This is a genomic window from Streptomyces sp. NPDC002742 (assembly GCF_042888885.1).
Classification (GTDB): Bacteria; Actinomycetota; Actinomycetes; order Streptomycetales; family Streptomycetaceae; genus Streptomyces.
This window is the reverse complement of record NZ_JBIAQF010000003.1, coordinates 23589-43851: the sequence shown is the minus strand read 5'-3', so window position 1 is coordinate 43851 and position 20263 is coordinate 23589. Positions and strand designations below refer to the sequence as shown.

The following is a 20263-nucleotide window of genomic DNA, read 5'->3' as shown; positions in this document are numbered from 1 at the left end:
TCCCTCTCAAGTCGAAATCCTGGCGGGGCTGCCGGTCCGGCGGCCCCACGACCAGAATTAGAGCACGCAATTTAGTTGTGCACAACTAAATTGCTCACTAGAGCTATCCTGAGGGCATGACCGCAACGCCCGCCCCGAGCGCCCAGGCCCCTGCTGCGGGGGACTTCCTCCGCCTCGACGAACAGATCTGCTTCTCGCTGAACGCCGCCTCACGCGCGTTCGGCGGCGTCTACCGGGTGCTCCTGAAGGACCTCGGGCTCACCTACCCGCAGTACCTGGTGATGCTGGTGCTCTGGGAGCACGGCGAGCTGCCGGTGAAGAAGGTCGGCGAGCATCTGCGGCTCGACTCGGGGACCCTGTCGCCGCTGCTGAAGCGGCTGGAGGCGGCGGGGCTCGTACGGCGCGAGCGCAGCGCGCGTGACGAGCGGTCCGTGCAGGTGGGGCTCACCGAGGAGGGCGCCGCGCTCCGGGAACGCGCGTTGTCCGTGCCGCGCCGGATCGCGGCCGCTACCGGGGCGGACCTGGAGGAGATCCGAGAGCTCCGGGCCCGGCTCGACCGGCTGACGGCGGCGCTGGACGAGGCCGCCCTCCCGGAGGCGCCGGGATGTACGTAGGCCGGCGCACGTAGAGGCGCAGCGTCACACCTGCGCGGACGACCTGCTCCAAGGGCACGAAGCGCTCGTCGATCATGGCGAGCTTGAGGCGCTCGGTCGCCTCGCCCGGATGCCAGGCCCGGCGCGTCGCGAAGGGCGCGGCGACCAGCCACACCCGGTCGAGCCGTTCCAGCCTGCGGCGCAGCTCACCGGGGTCCGCCTCCAGTCCGTAGAGCGTGCCGGAGGCGGGCGCCGGGACGCTCAGCGCGATGTCGCGGATCCCGCGGAAGCCCTTCGGGTAGGCCAGTGCCGCGCGCCGCGCGATCGACGGCAGGAACAGCACCGGGTCGCCGGGGCGCAGTTCGCGGTGGGCGGCGGCGGAGACGGCGGCCAGGTTGTCGGGGCGGCGGTCGGGGCTGCGGTCCTGGCGCAGCAGCGGGAGCTGGAGGGCGAAGACGAGGGTCACGGCGAGGACGCCGGTGAGGACCGCGTGGGGCAGCTGCCGCGGCAGCCTCGTCGCGAGGTACTCGGCTCCGGCGGCCGCGAGCAGCGGGGCCCCGGCGAGGGCGTAGAAGACGTAACGCTCGTCGTAGAGCGGCCTCCAGTGGGACACCGTGAGCAGCACCGCAGGGGGCACCGTCACCAGGGGCAGGGCGACGGCCGGCAGCGGGAGCGTGCCGCGCCCGGTCGCCGCCGGCCGCAGCGCGAGGGCGACGAGGAGCAGGTACGGCACGGTCACGAGCCGCGCCGGGCCGGTGAACATCCCGAGCAGGCGCTCCGCGCTCCCGAGGCCGGTGCGTGACAGCCAGGCGACCTGCGCGGACTGCTCCCGCGAGACCAGGACCAGGGGCACCAGCACCAGCACCACGACCCCCGCGGCGAGGGCCCAGGCCCGCCAGACCCGCGCCGGTACGCGGGCGAGCGCCAGCGTCGCGGCATGGGCGAGGAGCAGGAGCAGGGCCATTTCGTGCAGCAGACAGGTGGCGGCGGCCGTCGCTCCGTAGGCGCACCAGGGTCCGGGCCGGGTCGACCGGGCGGCCCGCGCCAGCAGCAGGGTCGCTCCGGCCGCCCCGGCCGCGACGAGCGCGTAGGAGCGGCCCTCCTGGGCGAAATGGCCGGTCATGGGCGTGACGGCGTACAGCAGGCCCGCCCACAGACCGACGCGCGGGCGGCACAGGCGCACGCCGAGGGCGGCCACGAGCCCGGCGGTCGCGGCGGCACCGCAGACGGAGGGCAGGCGCAGCGCGATCTCGCCGGGGTGCGGGGCGAGGACGGCGTGCATGAGGAGGTAGTACAGGCCGTGCACGGCGTCCACGGTGTGCAGCAGATGCCAGATCTGGGGCACCGAGCGCCGCGCGACCTGGAAGGTCACCGCCTCGTCGCGCCACATGGCGCCGCGATCGAGCCCCCAGAGCCCGATCGTGAGCATCACCAGGGCGGGCAGGAATACGGCCACCGCCTCCGGACGCCGGGCCGCCGACCGCCTCACCCACGCATACACCATGGGGGCTATTTTTTGCTATTAAACAACCTTTGACGGGTATTGACGGCGTATCGCGCCGTTCGTCCCATCCATGCGGCTTACGATCCGGACTTGATGAGCGTCTTCCGGAATCCCCGCCCGCTTGCCCTCGCCGCCGCCTGGCTCGCCACCCGCGCCCTGATGCTGTGGCTCCTCGCCCATGACCAGCTGGCCCCGCTCGGCCGGGGCGGGGTGTCCAGGGAGGTGGATCAGCTGTACTTCCGCTGGTACGGCGTCCTGTCGCGGGGCGCGTTCCCGGTGGGCGACCGGCTGTGGCAGTACCCGCCGGGCGCCGGGCCGGTACTGCTGGCGCCCGCGCTGCTGCCCTGGCTGACGTACTTCACGGCGTTCGTGACGCTCACGCTCGTCGCCGACGCGGTGATCACCGTCGTCCTCACGCGCGCGGGGCGGCGCCCCGGCCGCAGCCCGCGCGGCGCCCGGCTGTGGGTACTGGGGCTGCCCCTGCTGCTGCACATCCCGCTCGCCCGCTACGACGTGCAGGTCACCGCCTTCGCCGTGGTCTCCCTGCTGACGCTCTCGCGCCGCCCGCGCGTGTCCGGCGCGTTCGCCGCGATGGGTGCCCTGGTGAAGGTCTGGCCCGCGCTGGCGCTGATCGGCACGCCCCGGGGCCGCACCACCCGGGAGGTGTGGACATCGGCGGCGGTCACCGCGGCCGCGCTGCTCGCCGTCCTCGCGGCCGTCTTCGGCGGCCCCTTCGACTTCCTGCGCCAGCAGAGCGGCCGGGGTGTGCAGATCGAGTCCCTCGGCGGCACCGTGCTGGGCTTCGCGCGCCGCGCCGGATGGCCGGGGACGGTCCGCTACCAGTACGGCGCGATGGAGTTCGTCGGGCCGTACGTCGGCGTGGTCGCGGCCTGCTCGCTCGCCCTGACCGTCGCCGCGTTCGGGCTCGTGCTGCTGTGGCGGGTCCGGGCCCGGCACTGGACGACGGCCACGCCGTACGACGCGGCGCTCACCGCCGTCCTGCTGTTCACCGTGACGAGCCGGGTGATCAGCCCCCAGTACATGGTGTGGCTGCTGGGCCTGGCCGCCGTCTGCCTGACCTCGCGGCACACCACGCAACGCCCGGTCGCCGCCCTGATCGTGGCGGCGACGGCCGTCAGCTCGGTGGTGTACCCGGGCCTCTACGGCGAGGTGGTGCGCAGCACCTGGACGGGCTGCCTGCTGATGCTCGTACGCAATGGCCTGCTGGCGACGGCGGCGGGAGTGTCGCTCCTACGGCTGTGGCGGTCGGGCCTGTCCACGGCCGCCGCGGACCGCACCACACCGACCGGGGAGGTTACGCGGTCCACACCGAATTCCCGCCGCGCTCCGAACAAGACAGTGTCTGCCTCTTAACGGAGAATTACCCGCAATCCTTACGATTCCGGCTCGTGGACCACATGAACCCTCACCATGCGAAGGTCAGCGTCGTCGTCATCGGGTACGACGACGCCGCCCATGTCGCGGACGCCGTGCGCTCGGCGCTCGCGCAGGGCCCGGCCGTCCATGAGGTGATCGCGGTGGACGACCGCTCGACGGACGGCAGCGCGGCCCTCCTCGACGCCCTCGCCGACGCGGAGCCGCGCCTGACGGTGATCCACCGCCCGGCCAACAGCGGAGGCTGCGGCAGCCCGCGCAACGACGGCATCGACGCGGCCACGGCCCCGTACGTGATGTTCCTGGACAGCGACGACGTCCTGCCTCGCGGCGCGGTGGACGCGCTCCTCGGCGCCGCCGAGGAACACCACGTCCAGGTCACGGCGGGACTGTGCGTGCGCCGCGAACTCCCCTCGGGCCGCGAGGTCCCCTGGGAAGGCGCGCTCTACGCGCGGCCCGCCCTGATCCCCCACCCCTCGCACCGCCTCCGTCTCACCCACGACACCCTCTGCGTCAACAAGCTGTACCGCACCGACTTCCTGCGCGAGCACGGCATCCGCTTCCCCGAGGGCCACTACCCCTATGAGGACTTCGTGTTCACCGCGCGGGTGCTGGCCGCCGCGCCGCGCATCGCGCTGATCCCCGACACGGTCTACGTCTGGCACGTCCGGCGCACCGCCGACCGCCTGTCCATCTCGCTCGACCGCGCCGACATCGGCAACTGGCGGGCACGGATCGAGGCCAACCAGGCGGCGTACGAGACCCTCCTGGGCGCGGGGGAGAAGAAGCTCGCGTGGGCCGTGCACGCCAAGTTCCTCGACCACGAGCTGCGGATGTACACGCGCGAGCTGGAACTGCGCACTCCCGAGTACCGCACTGCCTGGTGGGACCTCACGCGCGACTACCTGTCGAAGTTCGACGCGGCCGACTTCACCGTCAACCCGGCCGCCCCCGGCCGTCTCGTCGCCCGCGTGCTCCTCGCCTGCCCCGCCCCGCGCGACCTGCCCCGCCTCAAGGAACTGGCGGCCCGCCCGGCACGGCTGCTCCCGCCCTACACCCGCGCCTCCGACGGCACCCCCGTCTGGTCCTCCGACCTCCCCCAGGTCACCCTGGACCACTTCCTGGACCGGCCGGCCCACCTCCTGCCCGCGGCCGTCGACGCGGAACTGCGGCCCCGCGCGCGGGGCACCCGGCTGCGGCTGCGCCTGCACGAGCTGTACGGGCGGATGGCGGAGGCGGGTCCCGCCTCGGTGGACGTGGAGTTCGTCGACCGCGAGGAGGGACGCGTGGGCCTGACCGGCACAGCGCCCCTGGTGGCCGACCGTTACGGCGACACCTGGTCGGCGGAGACACCGGTGAACCTGTCGGCGCTGGGCGCGGGCACCTGGGATCTGCGCCTGGTCGTGCTCTTTCACGACGGCACGAGCCGGGAGGTGTCGGCGCACGCGCTCGGCGGCCCCGGTCTGCTGAGCCGCCGCGCGATTCCGGACGTCCACCAGGGTGTTCTGCTCGTGCAGCCCTACCGGACGCACGCGGGGGCGCTCGGCCTGCGGACGGCGTCCGGTTGGCGAGGAATGACCGAAGTGGTGTCCCGAAGGCTCCGCCGCCTGCTTCACTGATACGCGGACGCGGAGACTCGACGCGCGAACGCGGACACCGCGGGCGCGCCCCGCCCGTCCCCGGCCGCAGCACACCGCAGCACACCGGACCGAACATGCGACAGCACCACGAGCTCACTGACGAGGGGAACGGCCGCACATGACCTGGCTGATCACCGGCGGCGCCGGCTACATCGGGGCGCACGTCGTCCGCGCGCTGCGCGAGGCGGGCGAACAGGCCGTGGTGTACGACGACCTGTCCACGGGGATCGCGGAGCGGGTGCCCTCGGACGTTCCGATGGTGGTCGGCTCGACCCTGGACGGCGAGCTGCTGGCCCGGACGCTCGCGGAGCACTCCGTCACCGGTGTCGTCCATCTGGCGGCGAAGAAGCAGGTCGGCGAGTCCGTGGACCTGCCCCTGCACTACTACCGGGAGAACGTCGAGGGCCTGCGCGTCCTCCTGGAGGCCGTGACCGCGCCCTCCGCGTCCTCCTCCGTGTCCGCCTTCGTCTTCTCGTCCTCGGCCGCGGTGTACGGAATGCCGGACGTGGAGCTGGTGACGGAGGAGACACCGTGCGTGCCGATGAGCCCGTACGGCGAGACGAAGCTGGCCGGCGAGTGGCTGGTGCGCGCGACCGGCCGCGCCACGGGTCTGTCCACGGCCTCCCTGCGCTACTTCAACGTGGCGGGCGCGGCGGCCCCCGAACTGGCCGACGTGGGCATCTTCAACCTCGTCCCCATGGTCTTCGAGAAGCTGACGGACAACGCCCCGCCGCGCATCTTCGGCGACGACTACCCGACACCCGACGGCACCTGCGTCCGCGACTACATCCACGTGGTCGACCTGGCCGAGGCGCATGTGGCCGCGGCCCGCGCCCTCCGGTCCTCCCCCGGCACCGCCCTGACCCTCAACATCGGCCGCGGCGAGGGTGTCTCGGTTCGCGAGATGATCGACCGCATCAACGCCGTCACCGGCTACGACCGGCCCCCGGTCACCACCCCACGCCGCCCCGGCGACCCGGCCCGCGTCGTCGCCTCCGCCGAGCGCATCTCCGTCGAACTGGGCTGGAAGGCCCGTTACGACGTCGAAGACATGATCACCTCGGCCTGGTCCGGCTGGCTCCGTCACCACCCGGGCGCAAGCCGGACCTGACACGGCCCGGCCCCCGGCCACCGACCCCTTTCCCATCCCAGCCGCCCTCTCGCACTCGCCCAAACCCGCTCGCCCCCTACCCGCTCACCGCCTTACGCTCGCCCCATGACCGCCATCGGCACCATCCTCGGCTCCGCCGTGGGCGACGCGCTGGGCGCGCCGTTCGAGTTCGGCCCGGAAGGCGCGTTCACGCGACGCTTCCCGGCACCCGGGCAGGGCGGGGAGATGTGCGGGGGCGGCGGCTGGGACCCGGGTGAGGCGACCGACGACACACAGATGACCGTCCTGGTCGGCGAGTCGCTGATCCGGCACGGCCGCCTCGAACTCCCGGACATGTTCGACCGGTTCCGGCGGTGGGCGGCGGCCGACCCCAAGGACATCGGCCTGCAGACCGAAGCGGTCCTGACGAGCGGGGACCCCTGGGACATGGCAGCCGCCCTGCACTTCCAGGTCAACCAACGCGCCGCCGGGAACGGCTCGTTGATGCGGGCGTCGACGTCCGCCGTGTTCTTCGCCCCGTACGGCCGGGACGCCACGATGTCCGCCGCCCGCCGCATCGCCGCACTCACCCACGGCGACCGCGCCGCCTGGGAGGGCACGGCGATCCTCCACGAACTGATCCGCGTCGCCCTGCTCGGGCACGACCCCCTCATCGCGCTCCCGGACACCCTCGACGCCGTCCACCCGGACCACCGGGCCCGCTACGCCACGGTCCTCGCCGCCGACTGGCATCCCGACAGGGCAACGGAGTTCAACGGCGCGGTGTGGCCCTGTCTCGGCTCGGCCGTATGGGCGCTGCGGACCACGGACTCCTACGAGGACGCCGTACGCGCGGCGATCGACCTCGGCGGCGACACGGACACCGTCGCGGCGGTGACCGGCGCACTCGCGGGAGCGGTACACGGGGAGGGCGCCTTGCCCGAGCGGTGGACCGAGGCGCTGCACGTACCCCTGCCGGGTTGGGGCGAACGGGTCTTGCGGGCAGCCGAACTCGCTGACCTGGCACGCCGGTTGACGGCGGAACGGCCGACCGGGAACCGGCCCGCCCGGGATGACCGGCCCTGAGCCGGGGGCATCGGAGGTCCCTGAGCGGGGGCCTTCGAGGTCAGAGTGCCTTCAGCGCCGCCGCTGTCGCGCGGGCCAGGCTGGCCAGGTAGCCCTTCGGGACCTTGGGGCCGCGGACCACCACCGCGCGCCAGTAGAGCGGGCCGGACATCAGGTCAAGCGCGAGTTCGACATCGACCCCGTCACGGATCTCGCCCCGCGCGACGGCCGACGCTACGATCCCGTTCGACACCGACTGCTGGCCCTGCCGCAGCGCCTGCTGCATGGCGTCCGCGATCTCGGGATTGCGGGCCGCCTCGGCCTGGAGGTCGGGGATGATCTGGCCGGCGACCGGGTGCCGCAGGGCGCGCGAGGTGACCTCGTACAGCAGCCGCAGGTCGCCCTCCAGGGAGCCGGTGTCAGGAGCGGGAAGCCCCTGGACCGCGACCGCCGAGACCAGGTCGAGCACGAGATGGAGCTTGGAGCGCCAGCGCCGGTAGACCGCGGTCTTGCCGACGCCCGCACGGCGGGCGATGCCCTCGATGGACATCCGGGCGTAGCCGACGGACGCGAGTTCCGCGAAGACGGCGGCGCGGATGGCCTCGGTGACGTCCTCGCGCAGGACGGCCGCGCCGGCGGGAGCCCGGCGACGCGGGGCCTTCCCGGCGGCAGGCGCGGGCGTGGCGGCACTCGCGGCTGTGTCGGCGTTCGTCGTCATACGGACCAGCATAGGGCGTTACGACGAAACGGTTGCGTTCCGACGTCGACTGGGCCTACTCTCGCGTTACGACGATACGGTCCCGTTCCGACGCAAGAAAACGGCAAGAAACGCCGTTGGAATCGTTCGGGACGGACCGCGCGCGCCCCCCACCCCCCGAGCGAAAGCAACGGATGTGAGCCAGGTTCTCAACACACCGCCCCCGACAGCGTCACCGGCCTCCCCCGCCGAGGACGCCGCGGCCCTCGCCGCCCGGTACGGCCTCACCGTCAGCGGCGCACGCCCGAGCCTGCCCGCGTACGTCCGCCAGCTGTGGGCACGGCGCCACTTCATCACCGCCTTCGCCACCGCCAAGCTCACCGCGCAGTACAGCCAGGCGAAGCTCGGCCAGGTCTGGCAGGTGGCGAACCCGCTGCTGAACGCGGCGGTCTACTACTTCATCTTCGGTGTGCTGCTCGGCACCAAGCACGGCGTGCCGGACTTCGTGCCGTTCCTGGTCACCGGCGTCTTCATCTGGACCTTCACCCAGAGCTCGATCATGGCGGGCACCCGGGCGATCTCCGGCAGCCTCGGCCTGGTCCGCGCCCTGCACTTCCCGCGTGCCGCGCTGCCGGTGTCGTACGCCATCCAGCAGCTCCAGCAGCTGCTGTTCTCGATGGCCGCGCTGGTCGTCATCCTGCTCTGCTTCGGTGTGCCGGTGAGCGCGTCGTGGCTGCTCGTCGTGCCCATCCTGACGCTGCAGTTCGTCTTCAACGCGGGCGTGGCGATGGTCATGGCACGCATGGGCGCCAAGACGCCGGACATCGCGCAGCTCATGCCGTTCGTACTGCGCACCTGGATGTACGTCTCCGGTGTCATGTGGAGCATCGCCTCGACGCTCAAGCACAGCCACACGCCGCACTGGGCGATGGTCGCCCTGGAGAGCAACCCGGCCGCCGTCTACATCGACCTGACGCGCTACGCGCTGATCGACAGCTTCCACGCCCACCAGCTGCCGCACCACGTGTGGGCGCTGGCGATCGGCTGGGCCCTGCTCGCCGGAGTCGGCGGCTTCATCTACTTCTGGAAGGCCGAGGAGACGTACGGACGTGGCTGACATGGCTGACACCCTCACGCAGGACGCGCGGCCCCAGGGCGCGACCGGTACCGCCGACGCGCTCGTCCCCACCGTCGTCGTCGACCACGTGGACATCGTCTACCGGGTCAACGGCACCGGCGGGGGGCGGGGCAGCGCCACCGCCGCGCTCAACCGCATGCTGCGGCGCAAGGAGACCGAGAAGGCCGCGGGTGTACGCAAGGTGCACGCCGTCAAGGACGTGTCCTTCATCGCCTACCGCGGCGAGGCCATCGGCCTGATCGGCACCAACGGCTCGGGCAAGTCCACCCTGCTCAAGGCGGTCGCCGGCCTCCTTCCCGTGGAGAACGGCAGGATCTACACCGACGGCCAGCCCGCGCTGCTCGGCGTCAACGCGGCCCTGATGAACGACCTCACCGGCGAGCGGAACGTCTACCTCGGCGGCCTCGCGATGGGCATGTCCCGCGAGCAGATCAGGGGGCACTACCAGGAGATCGTCGACTTCTCGGGCATCAACGAGAAGGGCGACTTCATCACCCTGCCGATGCGGACCTACTCCTCCGGTATGGCGGCCCGGCTGCGCTTCTCCATCGCGGCGGCCAAGGACCACGACGTCCTGTTGATCGACGAGGCTCTCGCCACCGGTGACGCCTCCTTCCAGAAGCGGTCCGAGGCGCGCATCCGCGAGCTGCGCAAAACCGCGGGCACGGTGTTCGTGGTCAGCCACAACAACAAGTCGATCCGCGACACCTGCGACCGCGCGCTCTGGCTGGAGCGCGGCGAGCTGCGCATGGACGGTCCGACCGAGGACGTCCTCAAGGAGTACGAGAAGTTCACGGGCAAGTAGGCACGTGAACTTCTGAGCACGTGAACTTCTGAGCACGCGGACCCAGTGCGCGACGACCTGAGGCGGAGCCGGAAACCGGCTCCGCCTCAGGTCGTCGCTCGCGCCGGTGGCCGCTCAGCGCTCCAGGAACGCGAACAGTCCCTCCCACCTGCGGACGACCTCGTCCGTCGTGAAGCGCTGGATGTTCGCGCGCGCCGCCTCGCCCATGGAGTCCCGCAGGGCCTTGTCGGACATCAGAGTGTCCAGCCGGCGGGCCAGTTCACCGGTGTTGCCGAGGGTGGCCAGCAGGCCGTCCTCACCGTCCCGGATGATCTCGTGGACGCCGGGCGCGCAGTCGAAGGCGGCACACGGCAGACCTGTGGCCATGGCTTCCATGAGGGCGAGCGGGAAACCCTCGCCCCGCGAGGAGAGCACGAAGACCGAGCCGCTGCGCAGCGCACCCGGCACATCGCTCGTCCGCCCCATCCAGTCGACGCAGTCGTCGAGCCCGAGGGCCGTGCACTGCTTCTTCAGGATCTCCTCGTCCTCGCCGGAGCCGTAGATCCGCAGCCGCCAGTCGGGGTGGCCCGGGGCGGTCTCGGCCCAGGCGTCGAGGAGCATGTCGATGCCCTTCTGGTCGTGCAGCCGGCCGACGCTGACGACGACGTTCCCGGTGCGCGGCGAGGGCACCTCGGGCATGAACGGAAGGGGGTTCGGCATGAAGGACGCGTTGTTCATGCCCTGCCCGATCCACAGGTCGGCGTCCTCGCGGGTGAGGGCCAGCATCCGGTCGACGTCCTTGTAGTGCTTCAGGACCCGCCTGAAGCGTGAGGTCTTCCGGGAGTACTCGAAGGACTCGTGGCTCATCCCGATGACGGTCAGCCCGTCGGTGTCGGCGAGCGCCACCCATTCCATGGCCCACACCTGGGTGACGATCACGACGGCGCCGGGCCGGGCGGCCCGGAACAGCGCGGTCAGCTCGGCGGCCCGCTCCCGCATGCCCGCCGCCCGCTCGGCCCGCAGCCTCCGCCTGTTGAGGTCGAGCCGCCCCTTGAGTCCGCGCGCCGGTCCGACGCTCGGCGGATGGACGTCGTACAACGTCGTGGTGGGGTACGGCACTTCGCCCAGATCCTGGGGGACGGCGGGCTCGGTGACGCCCACGACGTGCACACGGTGACCGCGCTCGGTGAACAGCCGGGCCATCTGGTGCGACCAACTGGTCACCCCGCCGAGCTCGTCGACGCTGTTCGAGACGAAGAAGATGTCCCGCTGCGCATGGCCGGTCATCCACGCCTCCATTTTCCGAAGAACTCGTCGACGACACTCCGGGCCGCCGTCCCCTTGTCGTACTCGCCGAACTCGGCGGTGAACTGCTCGCGTCTGGGCCCGTACTTGACGGTCTGTTCCTCCAGCGACGCGAGCACCGCGTGCAGTTCGTCCTCGGTCCGCACCACGGGTCCCGGCGCCCGCTCCAGCAGGTCGAAATAGGTTCCGCGGCCCTCGTGCACATACGCGTCGTAGTCGTACACGAAGAAGAACAGGGGGCGGTCGAGAAGGGCGTAGTCGAACATCACGGACGAGTAGTCGGTGATCAGCCCGTCGGCGAGGGCCAGCAGCGGGGTCACGTCGTGGTGCGCGGTGACGTCGACGACACGGCCGCGCACGGAGGGCGGGAGCACGACGTGGTTCAGGTAGTGGGAGCGGACGAGGAGGACATAGCGGTCGCCGAACGCGTCGGCGAAACGCTCGACGTCGAAGGGCAGCTCGAACCGCCGCTGTCCGCTGCCGCGACTGCGGAAGGTCGGGGCGTACAGGAGGATCTGCTTGTCCTCGGGGATGCCCAGCTCGGCGGCGAGCGGGCCGCGTTCACGCCGCCCGCCGGTCTCCTCCCGCTGTCTCGCCTGCACGAGCGCGTCGTTCCGCGGGTAGCCGACCCGCAGCAGGGTCCGCTCCTGGAGCCGGAACGCCCGCGCGAGGGTGCGCACATCGTGTTCGGAGCGGATCAGGAACCGGTCGAAGCGGTCCAGCGTGCGCTGCTGTTCGGCCTGCTCCTCACGGGACTTGAGCTTCCACTCGGGCTCGTCGAAGCCCATCCGCTTGAGCGCGGAGCCGTGCCACGTCTGGATGTACGTCGTGTCCGGCCGCTTGGTGAGCTTCAGCGGGTAGCTCTGGTTGTCGACCCAGAACTCGGCCTGCGCGAGCGCCCTGAGGTAGGGCAGGGACCAGCGGCGTACGAGGGTGGCGTCGTCCGGGAAACCGGCCGGAGTGCCGGCGTGCGCCCAGACCGCCTGGAACTCCACGCCCTGGCGGCGCATCTCCTCGTAGATCGCCCGGGGGCTGTCGCTGTACTGGCGGCCCAGGTGGCTCTCGAAGACGACGAGCCCCTTCCGGACGGGCAGCCGGCTGAACACCTCGTGGTAGAGGCGGATCTTCGTCTCCCCCGAGGTGAGCTTCTTGCGCAGGGAACGGGCCTTGCGGTAGCTCGTCTTGGCGAGCGTGCCGGCCCGGCCGTGCACACCGCGCTGCACGAGGACGTTCGTCTTCTTGTCGGGGACCAGCCGGAAGGACAGGTGCCCACGCGAGGAGACGACCGGCTCGATGCGGTCGGCGACCAGCCGGGTGAGCCGAGGCCGGACGGGCAACTGTCCGGCGGCCAGGTCGGGTTCGGCCGCGGTGAGCCGGGTGGTGGTGCGTACGCCGTCGACGTCGAGGTGAAGCCGTACGTCCCACACCGCGTCCACGATGCCCAGCGGCCGCACGGCCGCGAGGTCCGCCGAGGTCTCCCAGGCGACGGACTCACCCGCGTGCCGCACGCTCGCCACGGGGAAGCGGAAGGTCTGGAATCGCACTCCGGGACGGCGGGCGTAGAACTCCAGTTCTCCGGTGAGCCGGGCGCCGGGCGGGATCACACCGAGCGGGTTGGTGATGCGCCCGGCGAGCCGGACCGTTCCGCCGGTGCTCCCGTACGAGGTCAGCGCGTTGCGGAGGAACATCTTGTCGACCGGCTTGACGTGGTGACCGAGGTCGGTGACGTCCAGGACGTGCCGGCCGAAGGGGTCGTCGAGATGCTCGGCGCACCAGTACACCCGGCCGTCGCGCTCGACGAGCGGCGAGGAGATCTTGTCGCGGTTGGCGAGCGTGTCCACGGCCGGCAGCAGGTTTTCCCAGTCGCTCACCTGGAGGAGATAGGCGCAGATGGCGTGGACGGGCTCGGCCTCGTCGAAGGCGGCGCGGTCGATCGACTCCAGATACTGCCGGGCGATCGCCGCGAACTCCTCACGGAAGGCGGCGTCACGGAAGGGCAGTTCGCGCATGTGCAGCACGAGGTCGTGCTTGAGGAACTTGACGTCCTTGGCGAACTTCAGCTCCAGGAGTCCCTTGTCCGCGAGGAGTTGGTCGACCCGCCGGTGGATCTCCATGCGGTGCGTGAAGTTGGCGATCTCGTCACGCCGGTTGCTGATGGATTTCGCCTCGGCCTTGTCGGCGACCCGCCAGTCGTACACCCGGTTGGGGATGAGGGTGATGCGGCGGGCGGTGGCGTACGCCTGGGCGGAGAAGAGCAGGTCCTCGTAGTGGATGCCGACCGGGAAGCGCAGCCCCTCGTCGAGCAGGAACCGCCGGCGGTAGCACTTGTTGGTCGACAGGGTGTCGAAGACCAGCAGGTCGGGCAGCTCGGAGATCGACTCCAGGGTGCGGGTGCGCTCGTACAGCCAGGGGTACCACTTGACCTCCTTGCCGGCGCGCGAGTCGACGTGCACGCGCACGCAGAGGCCGGAGACCAGGTCCGCGCCGGTGTCCTCGGCGGCCTCCAGCATGTTGCGGCAGGCGTTGGGCTCAAGGACGTCGTCGCTGTCGAGGAAGATCAGGTAGGTGCCGCGAGCCTCGGTGATACCGCGGTTGCGGGGGGCGCCGCAGCCGCCGCTGTTCTCGGGCAGCTGGTAGGCACGGACCCGGCCGGGGTGGGCCGCGGCCAGTTGGCGCGCCACCTCGTACGAGCCGTCGGTGCTGCGGTCGTCGACGACGACGACCTCGACGTCGTGCAGCGTCTGGTCCAGGACGGAGCGCACGGCGGTGGTCAGCCGAGCGGCGTCGTTGTAGACGATGACGACCACGGAGACGGCCGGCCGGTCCGGCCCGGATCCGGCGGACCCGGCCGCGGAGGCGGCGGGCTCGGGCGCGCACTCGGACGGCTCCCTCCCCTGCCCGGGAGGCTCCGCCCGGTGCTCGGACGGCCCGGGCCCGCTCGGGGAGGGGTCCGCCCCGGGGTCGACGGGCTCGGTCCCGTGTTCGGCATACGCGCTACGTTGATCCACATTCATCCCAATAATCGTAGACATCGCGCCCCACTCAGGGACGCTATCGACCGTTCTTTGCGTGTTGGAAGACCCAAGTCCGGTACACGACGAAACGGAACGCCGAGGCCAGCACGATCGACAGCGCCTTGGCGACGTTCGAGCCGAGCGGACCGCTCATCCCCAGGCCGTGATAGCCGAGATAGAACAACACGCTCTCCATGACGACACCGAGTCCGCTGAACGCGAAGAAGAGGGCGATCTGGCGCCGGGTGCGTGAGGCCCGGTCCCGGTAGGCGAAGAAGCGGAAGCCGAGGTAGTTCGTCCCCATGGCGACACAGCTGGCGACCACCGTGGCGGCCATCGGCGCCCAGTTCAGGCCGTGCAGCGCCAGGTTGAAGACGAGGATGTTGACGACGACCCCACTGCCGCCGACGACCGAGAAGCGGACCACTTCCAGGACCAGGCGGCCGCCCTTCCGGGCCTTGGCCTCGGGAGCCTTGGGAGCCCTCCGAGGACCGATGACGGGCGGCGTCGCCGCAGGGGCCCGCCTTTCGGTGAGGTGCGCAGTCACGGGTCCGGTTCCTCCACACGTCTGTCCGTCGCTGAGCCGGCGGTCGGGCCGTCAGTCGAGCCAACCTTAAGCTAAATGTCCTATTTACCAGGTATAGGTAAATTACGAGCCGGAGTTTCGCCAGAGATCGGCAAGAAAGTGTGACTGCAGCCCCACACGCAACAGGGGCGCCCCGGGTCGATATGACCCGGGGCGCCCCTGTTGCGTGTAGTTCCCGGGCAGCAACGCCCGGGAACTACCTCTTGGGAACCACCGTCTAGGAGTGCGTACGCAACAGTGTCCGCATCGTCCGCATCGCCACCGACAGGTTGGCGAGGTCGAACGAGTCCGAACCCTGGATCTCCTCCAGCGTCGTGCGGGCCCGTCCGAGGATCGCCGTGTTCTTCTCCTGCCAGGCCTCGAAGCGCTGCTCGGGAGTGGAGGTCCCGTTGCCCACCGCGAGAACATCGGCGGTGAGGGCCGCGTGGGCCGCGTACAGGTCCTCGCGGATCGACGCGCGGGCCATGGACTGCCAGCGGTCGGCACGCGGCAGCTCGATGATGCGGTCCATGAGCTGGGTGATGCTCAGACGGTCGGCGAGGTCGTAGTAGACCTCGGCGACGGCCATCGGGTCCTTGCCCGTGCGGTCGGCCACCGAGACGATGTCCAGCGCCGGGAACGCGGAGGAGAACCCGGCGACGCGGGTGGCGAGTTCGTCCGGCACGCCGGCGCTCGACAGCTCGTCGTAGATCTGCTGGTACCACTCCAGGTCCGCGCCACGCAGCAGCTTGGGCAGCTCCGACCACACGTGCTCGACACCGTCACTGAAGAAGGTGATCGTTTCGGCGAGCTGGAGCGGCTGCGGCCGGTTGTTGAGCAGCCAGCGCGTGCCGCGCTCGACGAGACGGCGCGAGTGGAGCCGGATCCGGGTCTGGACGTCGGCGGCGACCACATTGTCGAGCGCCTCCACCGCGTCCCACACCGCGCTGGAGTTGAAGATCGCGCGGGCCGCGGTCTGCGCCCGGACGATCTCCTCCAGCGAGGCGCCCGTCTCCTCGCGCAGGCGGTGCAGGAAGCTCGTACCGCCCGTGTTGACCGTGTCGTTGACCAGGACGGTCGTCACGATCTCGCGGCTCAGCGCGTGCCCTTCGATCTGCTCGCGGAACTTGTCGCGCAGCGCCGTCGGGAAGTACGCGTGCAGCAGGCTCTGCAGATACGGGTCGTCGGGCAGCGAGGTGGCGAGCAGCTCGACGGAGACCGTGATCTTCGTGTAGGCGAGGAGGACCGCCGTCTCCGGACCGGTCAGACCCTGACCGGCGTTGAGCCGCTCGCGGATCTGCCGCTCGCTGGGCAGGAACTCCAGGGCCCGGTCGAGGTGCCCCTCACGGACCAGATGGCGCAGGAACCGCTGCTGGGCGTGGAGCATGCTCGGGGACTGGGCCAGCGCGTTGGAGATCGCCACGTTCTGCGCGTAGTTGTTGCGCAGCACCAGGGCGCCGACCTCGTCGGTCATCTCGGCGAGCAGCTTGTTGCGCTGCTTGACGGTCAGATCGCCGTTGGCCACCACCGCGTTGAGCAGGATCTTGATGTTCACCTCGTGGTCGGAGGTGTCCACGCCCGCGCTGTTGTCGATGGCGTCGGTGTTGATCCTGCCGCCGTGCTGGGCGAACTCGATCCGGCCGAGCTGGGTCAGCCCCAGGTTGCCGCCCTCGCCGACGACCTTGACGCGCAGGTCGCCGCCGTCGACGCGGATCGCGTCGTTGGCCTTGTCGCCGACGTCCGCGTGCGACTCGGCGGACGACTTCACGTAGGTGCCGATGCCGCCGTTCCACAGCAGGTCGACGGGCGCCTGGAGGATCGCCTTCATCAGGTCGGCCGGCGTCATCTTCGCGGCGCCGGAGTCGAGACCGAGGGCCTCACGGACGTGCGCGTTGACCGGGATGGCCTTGGCCGTGCGCGGGAAGACGCCGCCGCCGGCCGAGATCAGCTCGGTGTTGTAGTCGGCCCACGAGGAGCGCGGCAGCTCGAAGAGGCGGCGGCGCTCGGCGTACGAGGTCTCCGCGTCCGGGGTGGGGTCGATGAAGATGTGCCGGTGGTCGAACGCGGCGACCAGGCGGATGTGCTCGGAGAGCAGCATGCCGTTGCCGAACACGTCGCCGGACATGTCTCCGACGCCGACCACGGTGAAGTCCTGCGTCTGGGTGTTGACGCCGAGCTCCCGGAAGTGCCGCTTCACGGACTCCCAGGCGCCGCGGGCGGTGATGCCCATCTTCTTGTGGTCGTATCCGGCGGAGCCGCCGGAGGCGAACGCGTCACCCAGCCAGAAGTCGTACGCCTGGGCGACCTCGTTGGCGATGTCCGAGAACGTCGCGGTGCCCTTGTCGGCGGCGACCACGAGGTAGGTGTCGTCCTCGTCGTGCCGGACGACGTCGGTGGGCGGGACGATCTCGCCGGCCACCATGTTGTCCGTGATGTCGAGCAGCGCGGAGATGAAGGTCCGGTAGCTGCGGATGCCCTCGGCCAGCCAGGCGTCGCGGTCCACGGACGGGTCGGGAAGCTGCTTGGCGACGAAGCCGCCCTTGGCGCCGACGGGCACGATGACGGTGTTCTTCACCATCTGCGCCTTGACCAGACCGAGGATCTCCGTACGGAAGTCCTCACGCCGGTCGGACCAGCGCAGACCACCGCGCGCGACCTTGCCGAAGCGCAGGTGCACTCCCTCGACACGCGGCGAGTACACCCAGATCTCGAACGCCGGGCGCGGCGCCGGGAGGTCCGGGATCGCCGTCGGGTCGAACTTCATGGAGACGTACTCGTGCGGCTTGCCGCCGACCGCCTGCTGGAAGAAGTTCGTGCGCAGGGTCGCCTTGATCAGGTTGAGGAATGACCGCAGGATCCGGTCCTCGTCCAGCGAGGCGACCTGGTCGAGCGCCGCGTCCAGCTCCTCCAGCAGGGCGTCGGTCAGCTCGACACCGGCGCGCTGGCGCTCCGGCGACATCCGCGCCTCGAACAGCGAGATGAGCAGCCGGGTGGTGTGGACGTTGTTGCGGAGGGTGTCCTCCATGTAGTCCTGGCTGAAGGTGGAACCGGCCTGGCGCAGGTACTTCGCGTAGGCGCGCAGCACCATCGACTGCCGCCAGGTCAGTCCGGCGCTCAGCACGAGGGCGTTGAAGCCGTCGTTCTCGGCCTGACCGGTCCAGGTGGCGGCGAAGGCCTCCTGGAACCGCTCGCGGCCGTCGTCGCCGAGGTAGTCGCCGTTGCCGTTCAGAGACTTGGGCAGGCGCAGCCCGAAGTCGTAGATCCACGCCGTCGTACGGTCCGAGCAGCGCAGTTCGTACGGCCGCTCGTCGGTGACCTCGACGCCCATGCGGTTCAGGGCGGGCAGCACCGCGGAGAGCGAGACCTGCTCACCGGTGCGGTAGATCTTGAAACGGCGCTCGCCGGGCGCCGCGCCCACCGGCTCGTAGAGGCTGAGCGCGAAGTCCTTGCTGAGCTCCTGCCCGAGCGCCTGGAGGTGGACCAGGTCGGCGACGGCGGAGCGCGGGGAGTGGTCGGCCTTGTAGCCCTCGGGGAAGGCGTTGCCGTACCGGCGCAGCAGTTCGGCGGCGCGCTCCTCGCCGCATTCGGCGGTCAGCGCCTCCGCGAAGCCGTCGGCCCAGGAGCGGGCGGCCTCGACGAGTCGCGCCTCGATGCGCTCCTTGTCGGAGTCGGAGAGCTGCGGCAGCTCGGTGCCCGGCTCGACGCGGACCACGAAGTGCAGCCGGGACAGGATCGACTCGGTGTTCCAGGCCGTGAAGTCGACGCTGGTGCCGTTGAGCTCTTCCTTGAGGATGTCGATGATCCGCAGGCGCACACCGGTGGTGTAGCGGTCGCGCGGGAGGTAGACGAGCGCCGAGTAGTAGCGCCCGTACTCGTCCTGGCGCAGGTAGAGCCGCAGCCGGCGCCGCTCCTGGAGGTACAGGACGGACGTGACGATCGCCCGGAGCTCGTCGGCGGGGGTCTGGAACAGCTCGTCGCGCGGGTACGTCTCCATGATCTGGAGGAGGTCGCGCCCGTCGTGGCTGTTGGGCGAGAACCCGGCGCCGCGCAGGACTTCCTCGACCTTGCGGCGGACTACGGGCACCCGGCGCACGGACTCGGTGTACGCGGCGGAGGAGAACAGGCCCAGGAAGCGGCGCTCCCCGATGACGTCACCGTTCTCGTCGAACTTCTTGACCCCGACGTAGTCCAGGTACGAGGGCCGGTGGACGGTGGCCCGGCTGTTCGCCTTGGTCAGGATCAGCAGCTTGTGCTCGCGGGCCTTGGCGCGGGCGTCGGCCGGCAGCCGCTCGAAGGACGGGCTGACCGGGTGGCTGTCGTCGCCGCCGTGCGGCGGGTCGGAGCGCAGGATGCCGAGCCCGGTACCGGGGACCGCGGCCAGCGAGTCGTCTTCGCGCAGCTGGTACTCGCGGTACCCGAGGAAGGTGAAGTGGTCGCCGGAGAGCCAGCGCAGCAGTTCCCGGGCCTCCTCGACCTCCTGGTCGCGCAGATCGTCGGCGGTCGGCTCCTTGGGGAGCTCCTCCGCGATCCGCAGCGCCGCGTCGCGCATCTTCTCCCAGTCCTCGACGGACTCACGGACGTCGGACAGGACGCGCAGCAGGTCGATGGTGATCTGCTTCAGATCGGCCCGGTCGGTCTCCCGGTCGATCTCTACGTGGATCCACGACTCGACGTGCGCGTCGTGCGGCAGTTCCTCGGCGGAGGGCCGCGCGGGCAGCACGTCGATGAGCTTGCCGGTGAGGTCCCGCCGTACGACGAACTGCGGGTGGATGACGACGTGGATGCCGCGCCCCTGGCGGGACAGCTCGTTGGTCACCGAGTCGACGAGGAAGGGCATGTCGTCCGTGACCACCTCGACGACGGAGTGGCTGCAGGTCCAGCCGTTCTCCTCGACGGTGGGTGTGTGCACGCGCACGTTGGCCGTGCCCTGCGGGCGGTTCTCGGCCAGTCTGTAGTGGGAGAAGGCCGCTCCGAAGACGTCGACCGGGTCGCGGTCGGTGAGGTCCTCCGGGGCCGTGTGCAGGTAGTAGCGCTGGAGGAACGCGAGCACGGTGTCCCGGTCAGGGGTGCCCTCGTCCGTCGTCCCAGTCGGTAGGTGCCCCCCGACCGGGCTGTTCTCAGCTACCCGGGCGGCCCGTTCGAGCAGCTCGGCCTTGGCTTCGTCCAGCTTGGTCTGCATTGTCCTCTGGCTCCTGTCGCGCGCCGTTGCGTGACGTTGAAGGAAGTACGGTCTCGTCGCTTCCGACGCAACGCCGCGACGCGGGGTGTCCGGTCTGCTTCGACGCTATGCCGCAAGGTGAGATGGGCGGAGGGGTATCGGCCATTCTCGACGCCCCCGGAGACTGTGACGCTGCTCTCGGCGACGTCCGTGCCCGGGGTGCCATCGACGTACGGAGTGCGTGGCCGTGGGCGCTCGCCGCGTTTCCGCTCGCGCATACGGCCGTCGCCATGATCCCGTCCCGCCCGTGAAGAT

The 20263-nt window shown here is 70.7% G+C and carries 13 protein-coding genes; 7 read left to right on the top strand and 6 right to left on the bottom strand.

What is annotated here, in order from left to right; translation table 11 throughout:
• Window positions 1–116 precede the first annotated feature (116 nt).
• The gene (locus tag ACFYW8_RS05495; protein ID WP_389068230.1) at window positions 117–614 is read left to right on the top strand and encodes a MarR family winged helix-turn-helix transcriptional regulator; all 498 of its coding nucleotides are present in this window, start codon (window positions 117–119) and stop codon (window positions 612–614) included.
• Here the strand turns inward: ACFYW8_RS05495 and ACFYW8_RS05490 are convergent.
• Complete coding sequence (locus tag ACFYW8_RS05490; protein WP_389068228.1) at window positions 508–2097, bottom strand: hypothetical protein; 1590 nt, start codon at window positions 2095–2097, stop codon at window positions 508–510. The two genes, ACFYW8_RS05495 and ACFYW8_RS05490, sit on opposite strands and share 107 nt — an antisense overlap.
• 93 nt (window positions 2098–2190) lie before the next feature.
• Between ACFYW8_RS05490 and ACFYW8_RS05485 the strand changes: the two genes are divergently transcribed.
• The 4 genes from ACFYW8_RS05485 to ACFYW8_RS05470 all read left to right on the top strand — a co-directional run bounded on the left by ACFYW8_RS05485 (window position 2191) and on the right by ACFYW8_RS05470 (window position 7308).
• Entirely contained in the window at window positions 2191–3471 is a 1281-nt protein-coding gene (locus ACFYW8_RS05485; RefSeq protein ID WP_389068225.1) for a glycosyltransferase 87 family protein, read from the top strand.
• Window positions 3472–3515: 44 nt separating this feature from the next.
• Window positions 3516–5111 (top strand): glycosyltransferase family 2 protein, encoded by a 1596-nt coding sequence (locus ACFYW8_RS05480; protein WP_389068223.1) that lies wholly within the window; start codon window positions 3516–3518, stop codon window positions 5109–5111.
• Window positions 5112–5250: 139 nt separating this feature from the next.
• Window positions 5251–6243 carry a UDP-glucose 4-epimerase GalE gene (gene galE / locus ACFYW8_RS05475; RefSeq protein WP_389068221.1) on the top strand — a complete coding sequence of 331 codons (993 nt, stop codon included), beginning with the start codon at window positions 5251–5253 and terminating at the stop codon, window positions 6241–6243.
• 105 nt (window positions 6244–6348) lie between these two features.
• A complete protein-coding gene (locus ACFYW8_RS05470) occupies window positions 6349–7308 on the top strand; it encodes an ADP-ribosylglycohydrolase family protein (RefSeq protein ID WP_389068219.1) in 960 nt (319 codons plus the stop codon).
• Window positions 7309–7348: 40 nt separating this feature from the next.
• On the opposite strand, the gene ACFYW8_RS05465 is transcribed toward ACFYW8_RS05470, so the two are convergent.
• Window positions 7349–8005, bottom strand: coding sequence for a TetR/AcrR family transcriptional regulator (locus ACFYW8_RS05465; RefSeq protein WP_389068217.1), 657 nt, complete (start codon window positions 8003–8005; stop codon window positions 7349–7351).
• 175 nt (window positions 8006–8180) lie between these two features.
• Between ACFYW8_RS05465 and ACFYW8_RS05460 the strand changes: the two genes are divergently transcribed.
• Together ACFYW8_RS05460 and ACFYW8_RS05455 are read left to right on the top strand one after the other, a co-directional pair.
• On the top strand, window positions 8181–9101 hold the full coding sequence (locus ACFYW8_RS05460) for an ABC transporter permease (protein WP_365870278.1): 921 nt from the start codon (window positions 8181–8183) through the stop codon (window positions 9099–9101).
• A gap of 1 nt (window position 9102) precedes the next feature.
• The gene (locus ACFYW8_RS05455; protein ID WP_389068798.1) at window positions 9103–9927 is read left to right on the top strand and encodes an ABC transporter ATP-binding protein; all 825 of its coding nucleotides are present in this window, start codon (window positions 9103–9105) and stop codon (window positions 9925–9927) included.
• Window positions 9928–10041: 114 nt separating this feature from the next.
• Here the strand turns inward: ACFYW8_RS05455 and ACFYW8_RS05450 are convergent, their stop codons facing one another.
• The 4 genes from ACFYW8_RS05450 to ACFYW8_RS05435 all read right to left on the bottom strand — a co-directional run bounded on the left by ACFYW8_RS05450 (window position 10042) and on the right by ACFYW8_RS05435 (window position 19969).
• Window positions 10042–11193, bottom strand: coding sequence for a glycosyltransferase (locus tag ACFYW8_RS05450; RefSeq protein ID WP_365870279.1), 1152 nt, complete (start codon window positions 11191–11193; stop codon window positions 10042–10044).
• Window positions 11190–14225 (bottom strand): CDP-glycerol glycerophosphotransferase family protein, encoded by a 3036-nt coding sequence (locus tag ACFYW8_RS05445; protein WP_389068215.1) that lies wholly within the window; start codon window positions 14223–14225, stop codon window positions 11190–11192. The genes ACFYW8_RS05450 and ACFYW8_RS05445 overlap by 4 nt, the downstream gene beginning before the upstream one ends.
• A 37-nt stretch (window positions 14226–14262) precedes the next feature.
• Entirely contained in the window at window positions 14263–14772 is a 510-nt protein-coding gene (locus tag ACFYW8_RS05440) for a GtrA family protein (RefSeq protein ID WP_389068212.1), read from the bottom strand.
• 256 nt (window positions 14773–15028) lie between these two features.
• Complete coding sequence (locus ACFYW8_RS05435) at window positions 15029–19969, bottom strand: NAD-glutamate dehydrogenase (RefSeq protein WP_389068209.1); 4941 nt, start codon at window positions 19967–19969, stop codon at window positions 15029–15031.
• Window positions 19970–20263: the final 294 nt, after the last annotated feature.

Excerpts from the sequence above, each read along its gene's own strand:
- galE (WP_389068221.1), top strand. The coding sequence starts at position 5,251 with ATGACCTGGCTGATCACCGGCGGCGCCGGCTACATCGGGGCGCACGTC.
- ACFYW8_RS05470 (WP_389068219.1), top strand. The coding sequence starts at position 6,349 with ATGACCGCCATCGGCACCATCCTCGGCTCCGCCGTGGGCGACGCGCTG.
- ACFYW8_RS05445 (WP_389068215.1), bottom strand. The coding sequence starts at position 14,225 with ATGAATGTGGATCAACGTAGCGCGTATGCCGAACACGGGACCGAGCCC.
- ACFYW8_RS05480 (WP_389068223.1), top strand. The coding sequence starts at position 3,516 with ATGAACCCTCACCATGCGAAGGTCAGCGTCGTCGTCATCGGGTACGAC.
- ACFYW8_RS05435 (WP_389068209.1), bottom strand. The coding sequence starts at position 19,969 with ATGCAGACCAAGCTGGACGAAGCCAAGGCCGAGCTGCTCGAACGGGCC.
- ACFYW8_RS05490 (WP_389068228.1), bottom strand. The coding sequence starts at position 2,097 with ATGGTGTATGCGTGGGTGAGGCGGTCGGCGGCCCGGCGTCCGGAGGCG.
- ACFYW8_RS05450 (WP_365870279.1), bottom strand. The coding sequence starts at position 11,193 with ATGACCGGCCATGCGCAGCGGGACATCTTCTTCGTCTCGAACAGCGTC.
- ACFYW8_RS05465 (WP_389068217.1), bottom strand. The coding sequence starts at position 8,005 with ATGACGACGAACGCCGACACAGCCGCGAGTGCCGCCACGCCCGCGCCT.
- ACFYW8_RS05455 (WP_389068798.1), top strand. The coding sequence starts at position 9,103 with ATGGCTGACACCCTCACGCAGGACGCGCGGCCCCAGGGCGCGACCGGT.
- ACFYW8_RS05495 (WP_389068230.1), top strand. The coding sequence starts at position 117 with ATGACCGCAACGCCCGCCCCGAGCGCCCAGGCCCCTGCTGCGGGGGAC.
- ACFYW8_RS05485 (WP_389068225.1), top strand. The coding sequence starts at position 2,191 with ATGAGCGTCTTCCGGAATCCCCGCCCGCTTGCCCTCGCCGCCGCCTGG.